This is a genomic window from Streptomyces sp. NPDC046925, assembly GCF_040644915.1.
Classification (GTDB): domain Bacteria; phylum Actinomycetota; class Actinomycetes; order Streptomycetales; family Streptomycetaceae; genus Streptomyces.
In genome coordinates, this window is record NZ_JBEYWZ010000017.1 from 145902 (window position 1) to 162552 (window position 16651).

The 16651-nt window shown below is 70.5% G+C and carries 15 protein-coding genes; 5 read left to right on the top strand and 10 right to left on the bottom strand.

Annotated elements, in window-relative coordinates:
- Nucleotides 1–114: 114 nt before the first annotated feature.
- From ABZ906_RS41500 to ABZ906_RS41525, 6 genes are all read right to left on the bottom strand, one after another.
- Entirely contained in the window at nt 115–942 is an 828-nt protein-coding gene (locus ABZ906_RS41500) for a shikimate dehydrogenase (RefSeq protein ID WP_361391727.1), read from the bottom strand.
- A complete protein-coding gene (gene mltG / locus ABZ906_RS41505; protein WP_361391730.1) occupies nt 942–2633 on the bottom strand; it encodes an endolytic transglycosylase MltG in 1692 nt (563 codons plus the stop codon). The genes ABZ906_RS41500 and mltG overlap by 1 nt, the downstream gene beginning before the upstream one ends.
- 124 nt (nt 2634–2757) lie before the next feature.
- The gene (ruvX, locus tag ABZ906_RS41510) at nt 2758–3243 is read right to left on the bottom strand and encodes a Holliday junction resolvase RuvX (RefSeq protein WP_361192538.1); all 486 of its coding nucleotides are present in this window, start codon (nt 3241–3243) and stop codon (nt 2758–2760) included.
- On the bottom strand, nt 3243–5912 hold the full coding sequence (gene alaS / locus ABZ906_RS41515) for an alanine--tRNA ligase (RefSeq protein ID WP_361391733.1): 2670 nt from the start codon (nt 5910–5912) through the stop codon (nt 3243–3245). The genes ruvX and alaS overlap by 1 nt, the downstream gene beginning before the upstream one ends.
- On the bottom strand, nt 5912–6277 hold the full coding sequence (locus ABZ906_RS41520; RefSeq protein ID WP_361192543.1) for a DUF6167 family protein: 366 nt from the start codon (nt 6275–6277) through the stop codon (nt 5912–5914). The genes alaS and ABZ906_RS41520 overlap by 1 nt, the downstream gene beginning before the upstream one ends.
- A gap of 7 nt (nt 6278–6284) precedes the next feature.
- Entirely contained in the window at nt 6285–6734 is a 450-nt protein-coding gene (locus ABZ906_RS41525) for a DUF948 domain-containing protein (protein ID WP_361192546.1), read from the bottom strand.
- 160 nt (nt 6735–6894) lie between these two features.
- Here ABZ906_RS41525 and ABZ906_RS41530 point away from each other — a divergent pair, with 160 nt between their 5' ends.
- Nucleotides 6895–9075 (top strand): AAA family ATPase, encoded by a 2181-nt coding sequence (locus ABZ906_RS41530; protein WP_361391736.1) that lies wholly within the window; start codon nt 6895–6897, stop codon nt 9073–9075.
- Here the strand turns inward: ABZ906_RS41530 and rpsD are convergent.
- The 4 genes from rpsD to ABZ906_RS41550 all read right to left on the bottom strand — a co-directional run bounded on the left by rpsD (nt 9063) and on the right by ABZ906_RS41550 (nt 12885).
- Nucleotides 9063–9677, bottom strand: coding sequence for a 30S ribosomal protein S4 (rpsD, locus tag ABZ906_RS41535; RefSeq protein ID WP_361192551.1), 615 nt, complete (start codon nt 9675–9677; stop codon nt 9063–9065). The genes ABZ906_RS41530 and rpsD overlap by 13 nt on opposite strands.
- 369 nt (nt 9678–10046) lie before the next feature.
- The gene (locus ABZ906_RS41540) at nt 10047–10775 is read right to left on the bottom strand and encodes an HNH endonuclease family protein (protein ID WP_361391739.1); all 729 of its coding nucleotides are present in this window, start codon (nt 10773–10775) and stop codon (nt 10047–10049) included.
- A gap of 52 nt (nt 10776–10827) precedes the next feature.
- The gene (locus ABZ906_RS41545; protein WP_361192557.1) at nt 10828–12177 is read right to left on the bottom strand and encodes a replication-associated recombination protein A; all 1350 of its coding nucleotides are present in this window, start codon (nt 12175–12177) and stop codon (nt 10828–10830) included.
- A 48-nt stretch (nt 12178–12225) separates the two neighbouring features.
- Nucleotides 12226–12885 carry a vitamin K epoxide reductase family protein gene (locus ABZ906_RS41550; RefSeq protein WP_361192559.1) on the bottom strand — a complete coding sequence of 220 codons (660 nt, stop codon included), beginning with the start codon at nt 12883–12885 and terminating at the stop codon, nt 12226–12228.
- Between the two features lie 137 nt (nt 12886–13022).
- Between ABZ906_RS41550 and ABZ906_RS41555 the strand changes: the two genes are divergently transcribed.
- From ABZ906_RS41555 to ABZ906_RS41570, 4 genes are read left to right on the top strand one after another with little or no spacing between them, the layout of a single operon-like run.
- The gene (locus ABZ906_RS41555) at nt 13023–13913 is read left to right on the top strand and encodes an ABC transporter ATP-binding protein (RefSeq protein WP_361391742.1); all 891 of its coding nucleotides are present in this window, start codon (nt 13023–13025) and stop codon (nt 13911–13913) included.
- Nucleotides 13910–14764 carry an ABC transporter permease gene (locus ABZ906_RS41560; RefSeq protein WP_361192565.1) on the top strand — a complete coding sequence of 285 codons (855 nt, stop codon included), beginning with the start codon at nt 13910–13912 and terminating at the stop codon, nt 14762–14764. Before ABZ906_RS41555 ends, ABZ906_RS41560 begins: the two co-directional genes overlap by 4 nt.
- On the top strand, nt 14761–16002 hold the full coding sequence (locus tag ABZ906_RS41565; protein WP_361391745.1) for a sensor histidine kinase: 1242 nt from the start codon (nt 14761–14763) through the stop codon (nt 16000–16002). Before ABZ906_RS41560 ends, ABZ906_RS41565 begins: the two co-directional genes overlap by 4 nt.
- The gene (locus ABZ906_RS41570; RefSeq protein ID WP_361192571.1) at nt 15999–16625 is read left to right on the top strand and encodes a response regulator transcription factor; all 627 of its coding nucleotides are present in this window, start codon (nt 15999–16001) and stop codon (nt 16623–16625) included. Before ABZ906_RS41565 ends, ABZ906_RS41570 begins: the two co-directional genes overlap by 4 nt.
- The last annotated feature ends 26 nt before the right edge of the window (nt 16626–16651 follow it).

Genomic DNA, 16651 nt, shown 5'->3' on the forward strand with positions numbered 1-16651 from the left:
TCATGCTCGCGCCTGGAACTGCGTGGCGCGACCGGGTGCGCGGCCCTGGCCCGCCACCCTGATCCTCCCACGTCGGGGCGCCGGACCTGGCCTCCGGTCCACAAAGCGGACGTCTCAGCGCGCGGCCAGCGCGTGCTCCCCCGCCTTGCGCATGGCGGTCAGCGGCGCGGGCGAGCGCCCGGTCATCTGCTCGACCTGCAGCACCGCCTGGTGCACGAGGAGGTCGAGCCCGCTGACGACGGCTCCGCCGTACATCGACCAGCGGGCCGCCAGAGCGGTGGGCCACGGGTCGTACAGCACGTCGAAGAGGGTCGTGGGCAGCGCGGGCACGGCGGCCGAGAGGGCGTCGGTGGCGCCCGCCGGCGTCGTGGCGATCACCAGCGGCGCGCTCAGCGCCTGCTCGGCGTCCGCCCAGTCCTCCGTGCGCACCTCCACGTCGAGCCGCTCGCCCCACTGCCGCATCTCGTCGGCGCGCGCCTTGCTCCGTACGAACGCGACGACCTCGCCCGTGCAGATCCGGGCGAGCGCGGCCAGGGCGGACGACGCGGTGGCGCCCGCGCCGAGGATCGCCGCGGTCTCGACCTGCTCGATGCCGCGTTCCCGCAGGGCGGCGACCATGCCGGGGATGTCGGTGTTATCGCCGACGCGGCGGCCGTCGTCCTTGAAGACGACGGTGTTGACCGCCTCGACGGACGCGGCGGTCCCGCTGATCTCGTCGAGCAGGGGGATCACCGCGCGCTTGAGCGGCATCGTCAGCGAGAGCCCGGCCCACTCGGGGCCGAGGCCCTTCAGGAACCCGGGCAGGGCCGCCTCGTCGACGTCGAACAGGTCGTACGTCCAGTCGACCAGGCCCAGCTCCCCGTATGCGGCGCGGTGCAGCACCGGGGAGAGGGAGTGGGCGATGGGTGAGCCGAGGACTGCGGCTCGGCGCTCGATGCTCATCAGCCGGAATTCTTCTTCTGTTCCTCGAGGTACTTCTGACGGTTGCGCTCGTGTTCCTCGTTCGTCTCGGCGAACAGCGTCTTGTCCGCGTTGATGGAGACGAAGTAGTACCAGTTCCCCTTGGCCGGATTGAGCGCGGAGTTGAGCGCCTCGTCCCCGGGGTTGCCGATCGGGCCGGGAGGCAGGCCCTTGATCTTGTACGTGTTGTACGGGTCGTTGAACTTGCGCAGATCGTCGACCGTGCCGGTTTCCAAGGTGCTCTCGGCCTTGGCGTAGTTCACCGTCGAGTCGAAGTCGAGAAGCCCGTAGGTCTCGGTGTTGTTCGGCTTGAGGCGGTTGTAGACGACCGTCGCGACCTTGTCGAAGTCGTGCTTGTACTTGCCTTCGGCCTGGACCAGGCTCGCCACCGTGAGCACCTGGAGCGGATCCTTCAGGTTCAGCTGAGCGGCCTTCGACTTGAGGCCCAACTCGTCGTACTTCGCGGTCGAGTGGGCGACCATCTTCTTGAGGACGGTCTCCGGCTTCTGGCCCTTGGCGACCGGGTAGCTGGAGGGGTAAAGGAAGCCTTCGAGCGGATCCTTGATGTCCTTGTTGGTGTTCGCCCAGTCAGGAAGGCCGAGGGATTTCCATTCTTTCTTGGCGATCCCCTCGGTGGTGCCCTTCTTGAGCTCCAGACGCGTATCGATCTCCTTGTAGACCCACGAGTTCCGCTTGCCCTCGGGAATGATGAGGTTATTGCGGCTCTTCGGGCTGAGCATGAGTTCGACCGCGCTCTTGGCGGACATTTCCTTCTTGAGGACGTAGACGCCCTCCTGAATGGTTTCGCCCTTGGGATTCTGCGCCTGCGCGGAGACAAAAGCGTCGACGCTCTTGACGACCCCGGCGTCTTTGAGCTTCTGGCCGATCGTATAACCGCCCGCGCCCTTGGGGATGTCGACGGTCGCGAGACCCGATCCCTCGCCCGCGTAATCCGGCGCCGTACCGAATCGGTCCTGGTAGAACTGATAGCCGAAATAGCCGACCCCGCCGAGACCGCCGGCGAAGACCAGCGTCACGACCAGGCACGCGCAGCCGCTCCTGCGCTTCTTGGGTTTCTTGCCGCCCCGGCCGCCACGACGGTCACCGCGACCGCCCCGGCGCCCCGGCGGCTCGTCGTCGTACTCGTCCTCGTCGTCGTCGGCGCCGGAGAAGAAGGCGTGCTCGCCCTGGTCCGGTCCCGGATCCCAGTCCTGCTGCGGCTCGGGGTCGGAGCGGCGGCGCGACGGCGGCTCCGGCGGGGGGTACGCGTCGGGGGTGCCGTAGTAGTCCGGGCTCTCCGCGCCGTAGCCGCCGGGCTGGTTGCCGTAGGGGTCCGACGGGTCGGCGGCGTACGCGGCCTGGCCGTGCTGGCCCGTGTCCCAGCCGCTGTTGTACTGCTGTTCGGGACCGCCGTTGTACTGCTGGCCGTGACCGGGGTCGTACTGCTGCTGACCAGGGTGTCCGCCGTACTGCTGCTGGCCGTAGCCCTGCTGGGAGCCCGTACTCCAGTCGTCGTACTGCGCCTGCTGCGGCTGCTGAGGGTGGTACTGCCCCTGGCCGCCGTAGGAGGACGGACCGGCGGAGGCCTGCTGTCCTCCCCATCCGCCGTCCCCGTACAACGGGTCCTCCGGATGCCACGGTTCGGAGCCAGGGCCCCGGCCATACTCAGTCATCGATCCCCTACAAGCCGCGAGGCGGGGCCGCCGTCTGAGTGGTCGGGCAACCGTTCCGCCTCTTGATGCTGTGCGGCAGCTGTTCGAACACCGCCGCATCGCGCGGAACGTTACCGTATCGCGATCAGATGACCACTTCGACGCCCTCACCCGGCGGCCTGCCTGACGCCCGTTCGGACTCCAGAGCCTGCTGCAGGATGATGACGGCCGCCGCCTGATCGATGACAGACCTGCCCTTTTTGGACTTCACGCCCGAGGCACGCAGTCCCTGACTGGCCGTCACTGTGGTCATCCTCTCGTCCACGAGCCTCACCGAAATGGGGGCCACCATGCGGGCGAGGTCCTGGACGAACACGCGGATCTTGGCGGCCGCCGGGCCCTCGCCCCCGTTGAGGGAGCGAGGGAGACCGACGACGATCTCGATCGGTTCGTACTCGTCGACGAGCTGCTTCAACCGGCGCTGGGCGGCCGGGACATCACGCCCCGGAACCGTCTCCACCGGCGTGGCGAGGATCCCGTCGGGGTCGCACGAGGCGACCCCGATCCGGGCATCGCCGACGTCGATGGCCAGGCGCCGGCCCCGGCGCATGCCGCCGTCGGAGTCGGACATCAGGCCGTCTCTGCCACGAGGCGCTCGACGGCGGCCATGGCGTCACCGATGGCCGCGGCGTTCTGGCCGCCGCCCTGGGCGACGTCCGGCTTGCCGCCGCCACCGCCGCCGAGGGTCTTGGCGGCCGTACGGACCAGGTCACCGGCCTTGAGACCGCGCTCGCGTGCGGCTTCGTTCGTGGCGATGACCGTCAGCGGGCGACCGTTGGCCGTGGTGAACAGAGCCACGACGGCCGGACGGTCGCCGGGGATGCGGTGGCGCACGTCCAGGACCAGCTTGCGCAGGTCGTCGGCGCCCGTGCCGTCCGGCACCTGGCCGGTGACCAGGGCGACGCCCCGTACGTCCTTGGCCTGGTCGACGAGACCGGCGGCGGCCGCGAGGACCTTCTCGGCGCGGAACTTCTCGATCTCCTTCTCGGCGTCCTTCAGCTTGCCGAGCATGGCGGAGATCTTCTCGGGCAGCTCCTCGGGACGACCCTTGACCAGCTCCTGGAGCTGGGCGACGACCGTGTGCTCCTTGGCGAGGAAGTTGTACGCGTCGACGCCGACCAGCGCCTCGATGCGGCGCACGCCCGAACCGATGGACGACTCGCCGAGCAGCTTCACCAGACCCAGCTGGGAGGTGTTGTGCACGTGCGTGCCGCCGCACAGCTCCTTGGAGAAGTCGCCGATGGTGACCACGCGGACCCGCTCGCCGTACTTCTCGCCGAACTCGGCGATGGCGCCCTGCTTCTTGGCGTCGTCGATCGACATGACCTCGGCCTGCACGTCCAGCTCGTGCGAGAGCACTTCGTTGATCCGCTGCTCGACGTCCGTCATGACGGCCGTGGGCACGGCCGACGGGGAGCCGAAGTCGAAGCGGAAGCGGCCCGGCTGGTTCTCGGAACCGGCCTGGGCGGCCGTCGGGCCGAGCGCGTCGCGCAGCGCCTGGTGCGTGAGGTGCGTGGCGGAGTGGGCGCGGGCGATGGCCGTGCGGCGGCGCGCGTCGATCGAGGCCCACACCGGGGCGCCGACGGTGATCTCGCCGACCTGGACGACACCCTTGTGGACGTGCACGCCGGGGACCGGCTTCTGCACGTCACGGATCTCGACGACCGCGCCGTTGTCCAGACGGATCCGGCCGGTGTCGCCGATCTGGCCGCCGCCCTCGGCGTAGAAGGGGGTGCGGTCGAGGACGACCTCGACCTCGTCGCCCTCGCGGGCGGCGGGCGAGGAGACGCCGTTGACCAGGAGGCCGACGATCGAGGCCTCGTTCTCGGTGAGGGTGTAGCCGGTGAAGTCCGTGGCGCCGGAGGCGTCCGCGATCTCGCGGTAGGCGTGCAGGTCGGCGTGGCCGGTCTTCTTGGCCTGGGCGTCGGCCTTGGCGCGCTCCCGCTGCTCCTTCATCAGGCGCCGGAAGCCGTCCTCGTCCACGGTCAGGCCCTGTTCGGCGGCCATCTCCAGGGTGAGGTCGATCGGGAAGCCCCACGTGTCGTGCAGCAGGAACGCCTTGTCGCCGGAGAGGACCTTGCCGCCGGCGGCCTTGGTCTCGGTGACGGCGGTGTCGAGGATGTTCGTGCCGCCCTTGAGGGCCTTGAGGAAGGCGGCCTCTTCGGCGAGCGCGACGGTCTCGATGCGCTTGCGGTCGGTCTGGAGCTCGGGGTACTGCTCGCCCATCGACTTGATGACCGTGTCGACGAGCTCGGAGACGACCGGGCCCGTGGCACCCATCAGGCGCATGTTGCGGATGGCGCGGCGCATGATGCGGCGCAGCACATAGCCACGGCCTTCGTTGCCCGGCGTGACGCCGTCGCCGATGAGCATCACGGACGTGCGCATGTGGTCGGCGACCACGCGCAGGGAGACGTCCGAGCCCTGCTCGGCGCCGTACCGCACGCCGGTCAGTTCGGTGGCCGTGTCCATGACGACGCGCAGGGTGTCGGTCTCGTACATGTTCTGTACGCCCTGCAGGATCATGGCGAGACGCTCGAGACCGAGGCCGGTGTCGATGTTCTTGCTGGGCAGCTCGCCGAGGATCTCGAAGTCCTCCTTCGAGGTGCCCTCGCCGCGCTCGTACTGCATGAAGACCAGGTTCCAGATCTCCACGTAGCGCTCGTCGTTGACGGCCGGGCCGCCCTCGACGCCGAACTCGGGGCCGCGGTCGTAGTTGATCTCGGAGCAGGGGCCGCAGGGTCCGGGGACGCCCATGGACCAGTAGTTGTCCTTCTTGCCCAGGCGCTGGATGCGCTCGGCGGGGACGCCCACCTTCTCGCGCCAGATGGTCTCGGCCTCGTCGTCGTCGAGGTAGACCGTCACCCACAGGCGCTCGGGGTCCAGGCCGTAGCCGCCGTCCGCCACGGAGCTGGTGAGCAGCTCCCAGGCGTACGTGATGGCGCCTTCCTTGAAGTAGTCGCCGAAGGAGAAGTTGCCGCACATCTGGAAGAACGTGCCGTGCCGCGTGGTCTTGCCGACCTCTTCGATGTCGGGCGTGCGCACGCACTTCTGCACGCTCGTGGCGCGCGAGAACGGCGGCTTGACCTCACCCAGGAAGTAGGGCTTGAAGGGCACCATGCCCGCGGGGACGAGGAGCAGAGTCGGGTCGTCCGCGATGAGCGACGCCGAAGGGACGACGGTGTGCCCGCGCTCCTCGAAGAAGCTCAGCCAGCGGCGGCGAATCTCGGCCGACTCCATCAGTGGTCCTCATTCCGGTTGTACGAGTACTTCGAGTTCGAGAGGTACTTGCCCTGCGTGTTCTTGTCGGTCTTGCTGGTCTTGCCGTTCTCGATGGCCACGACCACCCGGCGCTGCCCCGGAAGTTCGGGGTCGACCGGGGCCTCGAGGCCGAGGGCCTCGCCCAGTTCGGCTTCGCGCTGGGCCATGCCGTCGCGGACGTCGAGAGCGAAGTCCTTGAGCTTGTGACCCGCCTCGACCGCCTTGTTCGCGGCCTGCGCCGCGAGGCTTTCGGGGGTCAGCTGCTTGATCTTGCGGTTGACCTTGGTGGTGGCCCACACACCGGCTGCGGCGCCCGCGGTGAACCAGAACGTACGGCGGAACATCGCTGCGTCAGTCCTTCTTCCGCTTGCCCCGCCGCCGCGCGGAGGGGACCGTGCGCCCCACGATCACGGTACGTCGGGCGGGTGCCGGTGGCACATTGTCTGCTGGGGGTCCGGCCTTGCGGCCCAGGGCCCTGCGCACTCCGTAACCGAACGCGGCGACCTTGACGAGGGGCCCGCCGAAGGTGGAGGCCACCGTCGTGGAGAGCGCCGACGCGTTCGACGTGACTTCCTGGACGTCCGAGGCGATGGCGTCGACCCGCTCGATCTGGGTCTGCGCCGAGCGCACCGCGGTGGAGGCGTCCGCGAGGAGCGGGACGGCCTGCTCGGTCACTTCCGCGACGAGCTTGGTGGTCGCCCTGAGCGTCTGCGCCAGCCTCACGAGCACCACGGCCAGGAAGGAGACCAGGATCGCCCAGAAGACGGCCACCAGGATTCCGGCCACCTCTCCACCCGACACTGCGCACCGCTCCCTGAACATCGGCCCTGAACATCGAAAAGTCGTCCCCCGACCCTATCGCGCCGGGGCGAAGGCTCCGCACCGCATTACCGCGTTCGATCACGGGAGTTACCCCAAGTGATTGTACGGACCGCTTACGCATCGGTACGCTGCGTATCTCATGCGACGCGATCAGCGCTGGGGCGACCACCGGCACAGCACCCCCGTACAGGCTCCAGGGCCCGGCAATCTCCCCCTGGAACTCAACGCCTTCGTGGGACGCACCGCCGAACTCGCCGCTCTCACCGCCGCGTTGGAGAACGGACGCCTGGTCACGGTGACCGGCGTCGGGGGTGTCGGGAAGTCGCGCCTCGCCGTCCGGGCCGCAGCCGACCAGATGCCGCGGGACGGCGTCTGGCTGGTGGAGCTCTCGGCGGTCCGTGACCCGGATCTGGTGGAGCACGCGGTCGCCGACGCGCTGCGTCTGACGGATCACACCCACCGCACGCCGCGCAGGGTGATCGTCGACCATCTCGCGGAGCGGGAAGTCCTCCTCGTCGTCGACGGGTTCGAGTATCTGGTGGAGGCGTGCTCCTCGCTGGTGCGGGATCTGCTGCACCGCTGTCCGGGCCTTCGCGTGCTCGCGGTGGGGCGCCGGCCCCTCGACACCGGCGGCGAGCAGATCTTCCCGCTCGCGCCGCTGCCCACACCGGACGCGGCGGCGCTGTTCGCCGACCGTGCGGCGGCGGGGCTGCCGGGGTTCGCCCTGGACGAGGGCAACGAAGCCGACGTGACGGAGCTGTGCCGCCGCCTGGACGGGATCCCGCTGGCCGTCGAGCTGGCGGCGGGCCGGCTGCGGGCGCTCTCCCCCGCGCAGCTGCTCTCCCGCCTCGACGACCGCTTCGCGCTGCTCACCGGGACCCGGCGCGATGTGCCGCCGCGGCACCAGACCCTGCGTACGGCCATCGGCTGGAGCCATGAGCTGTGCACGACGGGCGAGCGCCTGCTGTGGTCGCGGCTCTCGGTGTTCTGCGGCCCCTTCGACCTGGAGGCGGTCGAGTACATCTGCAGCGGCGAAGGACTGCACGCCGACGACGTGCTCGACGTACTGGGCGAACTGCTCGCCCAGTCCGTCGTGACCCGCGAGGAAGGGCCGACGGGCGTGCGCTACCGCATGCTCGACACGGTCCGGGCGTACGGCGCCGACTGGCTGGAGGCGACCGGGGACGCCGCGCGGATGCGGCGCCGGCACCGAGACTGGTACATGGGGCTCGCGACCTGGTGCGAGCTGGACTGGTTCTCGCCGCGCCAGGCGCGGGTCGCCGAGCTCGTCGACTGCGAACTGCCCAATCTGCGGGGCGCCCTGGAGTACTGCCTGACCGAGCCGGACGAGACGCACCTGGGGCAGTATCTGGCGGGCAGCCTGTGGTTCTACTGGGTGGGCTGCGGGCGGCTCGCGGAGGGACGGCACTGGCTGGACCGTGCGCTCGAACTGGACGGCGGCCACGACGACTCCCGGCTCAAGGCGCTGTGGGTGCTCGGCTATGTCGCGGTCCTCCAGGGCGACACGGTCGCCGCGCTCGCCGCGCTGCAGGAGTGCAAGGACGAGGCGGAACGTACCGGCAGCGCCATCGCGAACGCGTACGCCGTGCACCGCATCGGCTGCCTCGCGCTCCTGACCGACGACATGGAGCGGGCCGAGTCGCTGCTGCGTTCGGCCCTCGACCAGTACCACGAGATCGGCGAGCTCAACAGCAATGTCCTGATGGGCCAGGTCGAGCTGGCGATGGCGCTGGCCTTCCGCGGCGAGATCGCCGACGCGGTCGTGCTCTGCGAGGACGTGCGCCAGGTCTGCGAGGACCACGGCGAGCGCTGGACTCTCGCGTACGCCCTCTATGTGCTCGGCTTCGCGGCCTGGACGCGCGGCGAGCCCGCGACCGCCCGTGACCTGGTCATGCGGTGCCTTGCCCTGGACCACGCCTTCAACGACCTGCTCGGCACGGTGCTGGCGATCGAGCTGCTCGCCCTGTTCACCGCGGTGGAGGGCGATCCCGCCGAGGCCGCGGTCCTCCAGGGCGCCGCGTCGCGCATCTGGCCCTCGGTGGGGCTGCCGCTGTTCGGCTCGGGGAACTTCGGCGGGCCGCACGCGCTGTGCGAGGCGCAGGCCCGCGAGCAGCTGGGCAACGCGCATTACGAGGAGTGCCGGGCCGCCGGAGCGCGGCTGACCGCGGACGCGGCGGTGTCGCGGGCCCTGCGCACGAACGCCGGGGGGAACGCGAAAACCCGCCGCCCGCCCCTCCACGAAGGAAGGACGGGCGACGGGCTGAAGCAGGGAGAGCTACGTCCGGGTCAGCGGGCGTAGTACTCGACGACGAGCTGCTCGTCGCAGATCACGGGGATCTCCTTGCGGTTCGGGTCACGGTCCAGGCGGAAGGCCAGGGCCTTCAGGTTGACCTGGAGGTAACGCGGGATCTCGCCGTCGGGGGCGAAGCCGCCCTCGCGGGAGACCTGGAACAGCGGCTTCTCGCGGCTGCGCTCGCGGACCATCACGACGTCGTCGGGACGGACGCGGAACGACGGCTTGTCGACCTTGCCGCCGTTGACCTCGATGTGGCCGTGGCTGACCATCTGACGGGCCTGGTAGATCGTGCGGGCGATGCCCGAACGCAGGATCAGGGCGTCGAGACGGCGCTCGAGCTCGATGACCAGGGCCTCGCCGGTCTTGCCTTCGGCCTTCTTGGCGCGGTCGTACGCACGGGCCATCTGCTTCTCGCTGATGTCGTACTGCGCGCGCAGACGCTGCTTCTCGAGCAGACGGACCTTGTAGTCCGAGTTCTGCTTGCGCCCACGGCCGTGCTCGCCCGGCGGGTAGGGGCGGGCCTCGAAGTACTTGACGGCCTTCGGGGTCAGCGCGATGCCGAGGGCACGCGACTTCTTGACCTTGGGGCGGGACTGGTTCGTCATGAACCAACCTCTCTGTTCAGTGTGAAATCGGCTTCACCAGGGTTAGGGGAGGTCGCATCCGCAGCCTGGGAAACCCATCGGATCCGGTGACGCTGGATCCGGCGGGCAGCCGCTCCCTGGTCTGGGCACATACGTGCAGCACGCGAGTGGCCCACCGACCGTTTCCCGGAGTACGGGATGGTGGTGGGCTGCCCGCGACACCTTCGACGGTGCGCGACGCTCCTGGAGATTCCCGGACGGTGAGGTCCGGGGCTCCGGCTGGATGTCCCGTTCTGGTGGTGCCGGTACGAGACCGGACACGGGACGCAGCACTTCGGGCAAGTGTACCGGGTGGCGGGGGGTGCCTCAGCCGCGGGCTCAGCCACAGGTTCAGCCGCTGGCTCGGTCACAGGTCGCCAGGAGGTCCTGGAGGGCCAGCTTCTCGGGGGCCGTGACCGTGAGCTCGTACTTGGTCTTGATCCCGGTCCAGCGGCGACCGTACTCGCACCAGTATTCCTTGCGCGGCGGTTTCCACTTGTCGGGGGTCTTGCTGCTCTTCGTGTAGTTCGTCTCTTTGTCCGCGGCGAGCAGGACGTCCAGGTCATTGGCGTACGTGAGCCGCTTCCGCGCCGTCCAGGACCAGGCTCCGGCCCGCCAGGCCGCACCGAGCGCGACGACGTGGTCGGTCTGGATCTGCGAGGCGCGGCGGTAGGAGTACGGCAGCTGCTTGCCGGTGTAGGGGTCGTGCAGGACGCCGGAGAGCACCACGCAGGGGTTGCGGTCGCCCTCGCGCAGGTCCTTCAGGTCGCGTCGCAGGACGTCGTCACGGGTGTCGCAGCCGTTGCGGCCGCCGGGGGCGTCGGTGTCGTCGGACCAGCCGTCGCCGAACGCGGAGCGCTGGTACGTCTGCCAGTTCTTGCCCCGGGCGACGGTGAGGCGGGCGAGCTGGTCGCGGGCCTGGGCGGCGGTGGGCGGAAAGCCGGGGCTCGTGAGGGGGACCGCGGTGGCCGCCCCGCGCTGCTCCTGCCGCGGTGGCGTGCAGGCCGCGGCGAGGACGGCGACGGTGGTGGCGGCGACGAGCAGGGCGGCCCCCGCGCGCGGTCCGGCTGCTGTGCCCATGGCGCCGAGCGTAGGCGGGGGCGCCGGGGCCCGCCCGCCGGGCGCCGCGGGGCTACTCGCCCTTGAGGCGCTCGCGGACCCGCTCGACCACGTCCGCGTACCGCGCCTCGGCTCCATAGCGCGTGGGTTGGTAGTAGCGCTTGGCGGCGACGGTGTCCGGTGCGTACTGCTGGGCGGCGATCGCGCCCGGTACGTCGTGCGGATACACATAGCCCTGGGCGTGGCCGAGCTTGGCCGCTCCCTTGTAGTGCCCGTCGCGCAGGTGGGGCGGCACGGGGCCGGCGAGTCCCGCGCGGACGTCGGCCTGGGCTGACTGGATGGCGATCGTCGCGGCGTTCGACTTCGGGGCCAGGGCGAGGGCGATCGTCGCGTGGCTGAGGGTGAGCGCGGCCTCCGGGAAGCCGATCATGGCGACGGCCTGGGCGGCGGCGACCGCCGTGGGCAGGGCCGTGGGGTCGGCGAGGCCGATGTCCTCGCTGGCGGAGATCATCAGGCGGCGCGCGATGAAGCGGGGGTCCTCGCCCGCCTCGATCATCCGGGCCAGGTAGTGCAGGGCGGCGTCCACGTCCGAACCGCGGATGGACTTGATGAGGGCGCTCGCGACGTCGTAGTGCTGGTCGCCGTCGCGGTCGTACTTCACGGCCGCGCGGTCGACCGACTCCTCCAGGGTCTGGAGGGTGATCTCCTTCTCGCCCTTGGCGAGTGCCGAGCCCGCGCCTGCCTCCAGGGCGGTGAGCGCGCGCCGGGCGTCGCCGCCCGAGATCCGCAGGATGTGCTCCTCGGCGTCCCCGGGCAGCTCCACCGCGCCGCCGAGGCCCCGCTCCTCGGCGAGCGCCCGGCGCAGCAGACCGCGCAGGTCGTCGTCCGTGAGCGGTTCGAGGGTGAGGAGCAGGGAGCGGGACAGGAGCGGGGAGATGATCGAGAAGTACGGGTTCTCGGTCGTCGCGGCGATCAGCGTCACCCAGCGGTTCTCGACGGCGGGAAGCAGCGAGTCCTGCTGGGCCTTGCTGAAGCGGTGGATCTCGTCCAGGAAGAGGACGGTCTCCTTGCCGTGGCCGCCCATCGCCCTGCGCGCCCCGTCGATGACCGCGCGGACTTCCTTGACGCCGGCGGTGATCGCGGAGAGCTCCACGAAGCGTTTGTTGGTGGCCTTGGAGACCACGTACGCGAGGGTCGTCTTGCCGATGCCCGGCGGCCCCCACAGGAACACCGACGAGGGTCCCGCCGGTCCTCCCCCGCCCTCGCCCACCAGCCTCCGCAGGGGCGAGCCCTGCTTCAGCAGATGCTGCTGGCCGACTACTTCTTCGAGGGTGCGCGGGCGCATCCGGACGGCCAGGGGACTTGTCGAAGGGTCCCTCTCCTGGCGGTCCTCGGCAGCTGCGGTGAACAGGTCGGGCTCCACGCTTCGAACCCTACGTCAGCCCTCTGACAACGCCGTCGGCGCTGTCTCTCAGCTGGTCCAGAACTCCCACCAGCGCGTGAGAATGAGCATCCCGATGATGCCGACGTGCAGGACCGGGAGCACCCAGGTGAACTCGGAGAAGAACGTGCGCAGCCAGGAGGGCGCGGGCAACAAGCCGTTGCGGACGTTGAACGAGGTCACGTACCAGAACATGACGATCGTGGCGACCCAGGCCAGGCAGCACCACAGGCACAGCGAGTTGATCTCGTACAGCGACTGGTACTGCAGCCAGGTGCAGAACCCCACCCCGAACAGCGTGCCCGCGTTCAGCGTCAGCCAGTACCAGCGCGGGAAGCGCGCCCGGCCGAGCAGGCTCATCCCGACACAGATCACGACGGCGTACGCGGCGATGCCCAGCATCGGGTTCGGGAAGCCGAAGACGGAGGCCTGCTCGCTCTTCATGATGTTGCCGCAGGACACGACCGGGTTCAGGCTGCAGCCCGGCGTGAAGTCCGGGTCCTCGAGCAGCTTGAACTTGTCCAGCGTGATCACCCACGCCGCCAGCAGCCCCGCCGCCCCCGTGATCACCAGAAGCAGCGCGAACGCACGGCTCCCGCCGACACCGCGCGGGGCGTCCGCGTCCGTTCCGCCCCGCTCGCGATCGTGATCGGAGGGGCGGCTTGCGCTTGCCGGGGTCGTCTTGCTCATCACGCCGTTCCGTCGCTTGTGGGGGCCTGCGGGCACGGACATTGTGCCGCACGCGCGCGTGTGTCCACCGTTCGATGGACATAAGGAGGTACGCACGGAGGTCCCGGAGCGTTCGCTCCGCCGGGACGCTCGACGGCATGACGACGGACAGCGGAACGACGACGGCGAGCACGGGCGACCTCGCGGTGGACGTACGGGGACTGCGCAAGCGCTACGGCGAGGTGACGGCCGTGGACGGCATAGACCTGGCCATCCGGCACGGGGAGGTCTTCGGCATCCTCGGCCCCAATGGCGCGGGCAAGAGCACCACGGTGGAGATCCTTCAGGGCAACCGCGCGCGGGACGGCGGCGAGGTCGCCGTGCTCGGCGCCGACCCGGCGTCCGCGGGGCGTGCGTGGCGCTCACGCGTCGGCATCGTCTGGCAGGACGAATCGGCGCCCGCCGAGTTGACGGTGCGCGAGACGGTACGTCAGTTCGCCCGCTACTACCCGAAGCCGCGCGATCCCGAAGACGTCATCGCGCTCGTCGGCCTGGAGGAGAAGGCGGCGAGCCGCATCAAGAGCCTCTCCGGCGGCCAGCGCCGCCGCCTCGATGTGGCGCTGGGCGTCATCGGCGACCCCGGACTCCTGCTCCTCGACGAGCCGACCACGGGCTTCGACCCGGCCGCGCGACGCCAGTTCTGGGGCTTGATCCGCAGGCTCGCCGACGAGGGCACCACCATCGTGCTCACCACGCACTACCTGGAGGAGGCCGAGGCCCTCGCGCACCGGCTCGCGGTGATCGCCGCGGGCCGGGTGGTGGCCGAGGGCGAGCCCGCCGAGTTGCGCCGCCTGCACGGCACCGGGGCCGTCGTGGAGTGGACCGGCCCGGACGGCACCCCGCACACCGAACGCACCGCCACCCCCACACGGACCATCTCCGGGCTGATGACCCGGTTCGGCGGAGAGATCCCGGGGCTGCGCGTCGACCGCCCCACCCTCGAAGACGTCTATCTGCGGCTCACCGGACAGGAAGGGGACGCGCGATGACATCGACGGCGACACCCACCGGCGTACGGTCCGCCGGGTCCGTCCCCCCGCGGCTGCCCTCGGCCTGGGCGCTCGGTCTGGCTCACGGCGCGATGGAGCTGAGGCAGTTCTTCCGGCTGCGCGAGCAGGTGGTCTTCACATTCGCCTTCCCCGTCGTCTTCCTCTTCCTCTTCGCGTCGATCTTCAGCGACGACGTGGAGGGCGCGGGCATCACGGCGTCGCAGCTCTACGTGGCGGCGATGATCGCCGCGGGCATCATGTCCACCAGCTTCCAGTCGCTCGGCATCTCCATCGCGATCGAGCGCGACGAGAAGGTGCTGCGCCGCCTGCGCGGGACCCCGATGCCGCCCGCCGCCTATTTCCTCGGCAAGATCTGGCTGGTCCTGGTCACGGGCCTCCTGGAGACCGCGGCCCTGCTGGTCGTCGGCGTGACGTTCTTCGGCGTCGATCTGCCGACGAGCGCGGGCAAGTGGCTCACCTTCGCCTGGATCTTCGTGCTCGGCCTCACCGGCTGCGCGCTGCTCGGCATCGCGATCAGCAGCGTCCCGAGGTCCGGGCGCAGCGCCACGTCCGTCGTCGTGCTGCCCTTCCTGGTGTTGCAGTTCATCTCGGGCGTCTACATCGCCATCGACACCATCCCCGACTGGATGCTGAACATCAGCGCCCTCTTCCCGCTGAAGTGGATGTGCCAGGGATTCCGGGGGGTGTTCCTGCCCGAGTCGGCGAACGTCCTGGAACAGGCCGGGAGTTGGGAGTACGGACGCATCGCTCTGGTGCTCGGAGCCTGGTGCGTCGGAGGATTGGTGCTGTGTCTGCTGACCTTCCGGTGGAAGAACCGGCGCGACGGATGAGCGAGCCGGCCGGGCCGCGCGACTCGAACATCTGGCAGCGCACCTTCCGGCTCTGGGACACGTACTTCGCCGTGGTGTGGGTGGCCACCCTGGTCTTCGTGCTCGGCGCGGCGGAGCCGGGGTGGCCCGTCCGGCTCACCACCGCCGGGCTTCTGCTGCTGCTCGTCCCCTGGTACGTGGCGTTCGGGCGCTGCGTGCTGACCGAGGAGGGCGCCGACGAACGGAAGGCGCTGATCTACATGACGGGCACGATCGTGCTGTTCCTGGCGCCGGGCATGCTGGTCGGCCAGACCCGTCTGATGACCTTCGCGCTCATCCCGCAGTGCTTCATCTGTCTGCGGATGCGCCGGGCGCTCGTGGCGGTCACGGTCATCAACGTCGCGCCGGTGGCGGGCTGGGCCCTGCTGTGGCGGCCCCCGTCGCAGGACATCTTCTTCAACTCCGTCTTCGCCGCGGTCACGCTGGTCTTCTCGGTGGCGATGGGCAGCTGGACCGTCCGCATCATCGAGCAGAGCGTCGAGCGGGCCGACCTCATCGCCGACCTGGAGGCGAGCCGCGAGGAGGTCGCGCGGCTCTCCGCCGAGCGCGGCGCCCTCACGGAACGCGAGCGCATGTCGCGCGAGATCCACGACACCCTCGCCCAGGGCTTCACCAGCGTCCTCATGCTCGTCCAGGCCGTGGACGCCGAGCTGGAGCGTGACGTGCCCGCCGCCCGCCGCCACCTGGGGCTGATGGAGGCCACGGCACGGCAGAACCTCGCCGAGGCACGGGCCCTGGTCGCGGGCCGCGCGCCCGCCGATCTGGACGGCGGTTCGCTGCCGGACGCGCTGCGGCGCCTGGCCGACCGGCACGAGGCCGAGCTCTCCGTGACGGGTGACGTGCGCCCGCTGCCGCCGGGCCTGGAGGTGGTGGCCCTGCGCGCCTGCCAGGAGGCTCTGGCCAACGTGCGCAGGCACGCGGGCCCCGGAGCCGCGGCGCGGGTCGCCCTGGCCTACGCCCCCGGTTCGCTCACCCTGGCGGTACGGGATACGGGGTGCGGCTTCGATCCCGGCATACCGCGGCAGGGCTACGGCCTGCGGGGACTGCACGCGCGGGCCGCCGAGGTCAGGGGCACCGCCGAGGTGGAGAGCGGCCCCGGCGACGGCACCACCGTCACCGTCCTGCTCCCGATCCCCGAGCTTCCGGTCTCGGGGCTTCCGGTCTCCGGGCTCCGAAGTCCCGAGAGGACCGCCCTGTGATCCGCATCGTGCTGGCGGACGACCATCCCGTCGTCCGCGAGGGGCTGCGCGCCATGCTGAGCGCGGAGCCGGACCTGGATGTCGTGGCGGAGGCGTCCAGCGGGCCGCGGGCGGAGGCGCTCGCCGCCGAACTGCTGCCGGACATCGTCCTGATGGACCTGCGGATGCCCGGCGGCGGCGGGGCCGACTCGATCGAGCGGATGGCGGCCGCGGGACTGCCCTGCCGGGTCATCGTGCTCACGACGTACGAGACGGACCGCGACATCCTGCGCGCCGTGGAGGCGGGTGCGGCGGGCTATCTCCTGAAGGATCTGGCGCGCGGGGAGCTGGCCGAGGCGGTGCGGGCCGCCGCTCGCGGGGAGACCGTTCTCGCCCCCTCGGTGGCGGCCCGGCTCGTCGACCAGCTGCGGGCCCGCCCGGAGCGGCCCCGGCTGTCCGAGCGCGAGACGGCGGTGCTGCGATTGGTCGCCGACGGGTGCACGAACGCCGAGATCGGGCGGCGGCTGCATGTCGCCGAGTCGACGGTGAAGACGCATCTGCTGCGGGTCTTCGGGAAGCTGGGGGTCGATGACCGGACCGCGGCGGTCACGCATGCGCTGCGCCTCGGGCTGTTCGAGCAGTGACGGGGGCCTCCGGGGTGCGGTGTCGC

Bases quoted from the DNA above. Each gene is read 5' to 3' on its own strand.
- ABZ906_RS41500 (WP_361391727.1), bottom strand. From the start codon at position 942: ATGAGCATCGAGCGCCGAGCCGCAGTCCTCGGCTCACCCATCGCCCAC.
- mltG (WP_361391730.1), bottom strand. From the start codon at position 2,633: ATGACTGAGTATGGCCGGGGCCCTGGCTCCGAACCGTGGCATCCGGAG.
- ruvX (WP_361192538.1), bottom strand. From the start codon at position 3,243: ATGTCCGACTCCGACGGCGGCATGCGCCGGGGCCGGCGCCTGGCCATC.
- alaS (WP_361391733.1), bottom strand. From the start codon at position 5,912: ATGGAGTCGGCCGAGATTCGCCGCCGCTGGCTGAGCTTCTTCGAGGAG.
- ABZ906_RS41520 (WP_361192543.1), bottom strand. From the start codon at position 6,277: ATGTTCCGCCGTACGTTCTGGTTCACCGCGGGCGCCGCAGCCGGTGTG.
- ABZ906_RS41530 (WP_361391736.1), top strand. From the start codon at position 6,895: ATGCGACGCGATCAGCGCTGGGGCGACCACCGGCACAGCACCCCCGTA.
- rpsD (WP_361192551.1), bottom strand. From the start codon at position 9,677: ATGACGAACCAGTCCCGCCCCAAGGTCAAGAAGTCGCGTGCCCTCGGC.
- ABZ906_RS41540 (WP_361391739.1), bottom strand. From the start codon at position 10,775: ATGGGCACAGCAGCCGGACCGCGCGCGGGGGCCGCCCTGCTCGTCGCC.
- ABZ906_RS41550 (WP_361192559.1), bottom strand. From the start codon at position 12,885: ATGAGCAAGACGACCCCGGCAAGCGCAAGCCGCCCCTCCGATCACGAT.
- ABZ906_RS41555 (WP_361391742.1), top strand. From the start codon at position 13,023: ATGACGACGGACAGCGGAACGACGACGGCGAGCACGGGCGACCTCGCG.
- ABZ906_RS41560 (WP_361192565.1), top strand. From the start codon at position 13,910: ATGACATCGACGGCGACACCCACCGGCGTACGGTCCGCCGGGTCCGTC.
- ABZ906_RS41565 (WP_361391745.1), top strand. From the start codon at position 14,761: ATGAGCGAGCCGGCCGGGCCGCGCGACTCGAACATCTGGCAGCGCACC.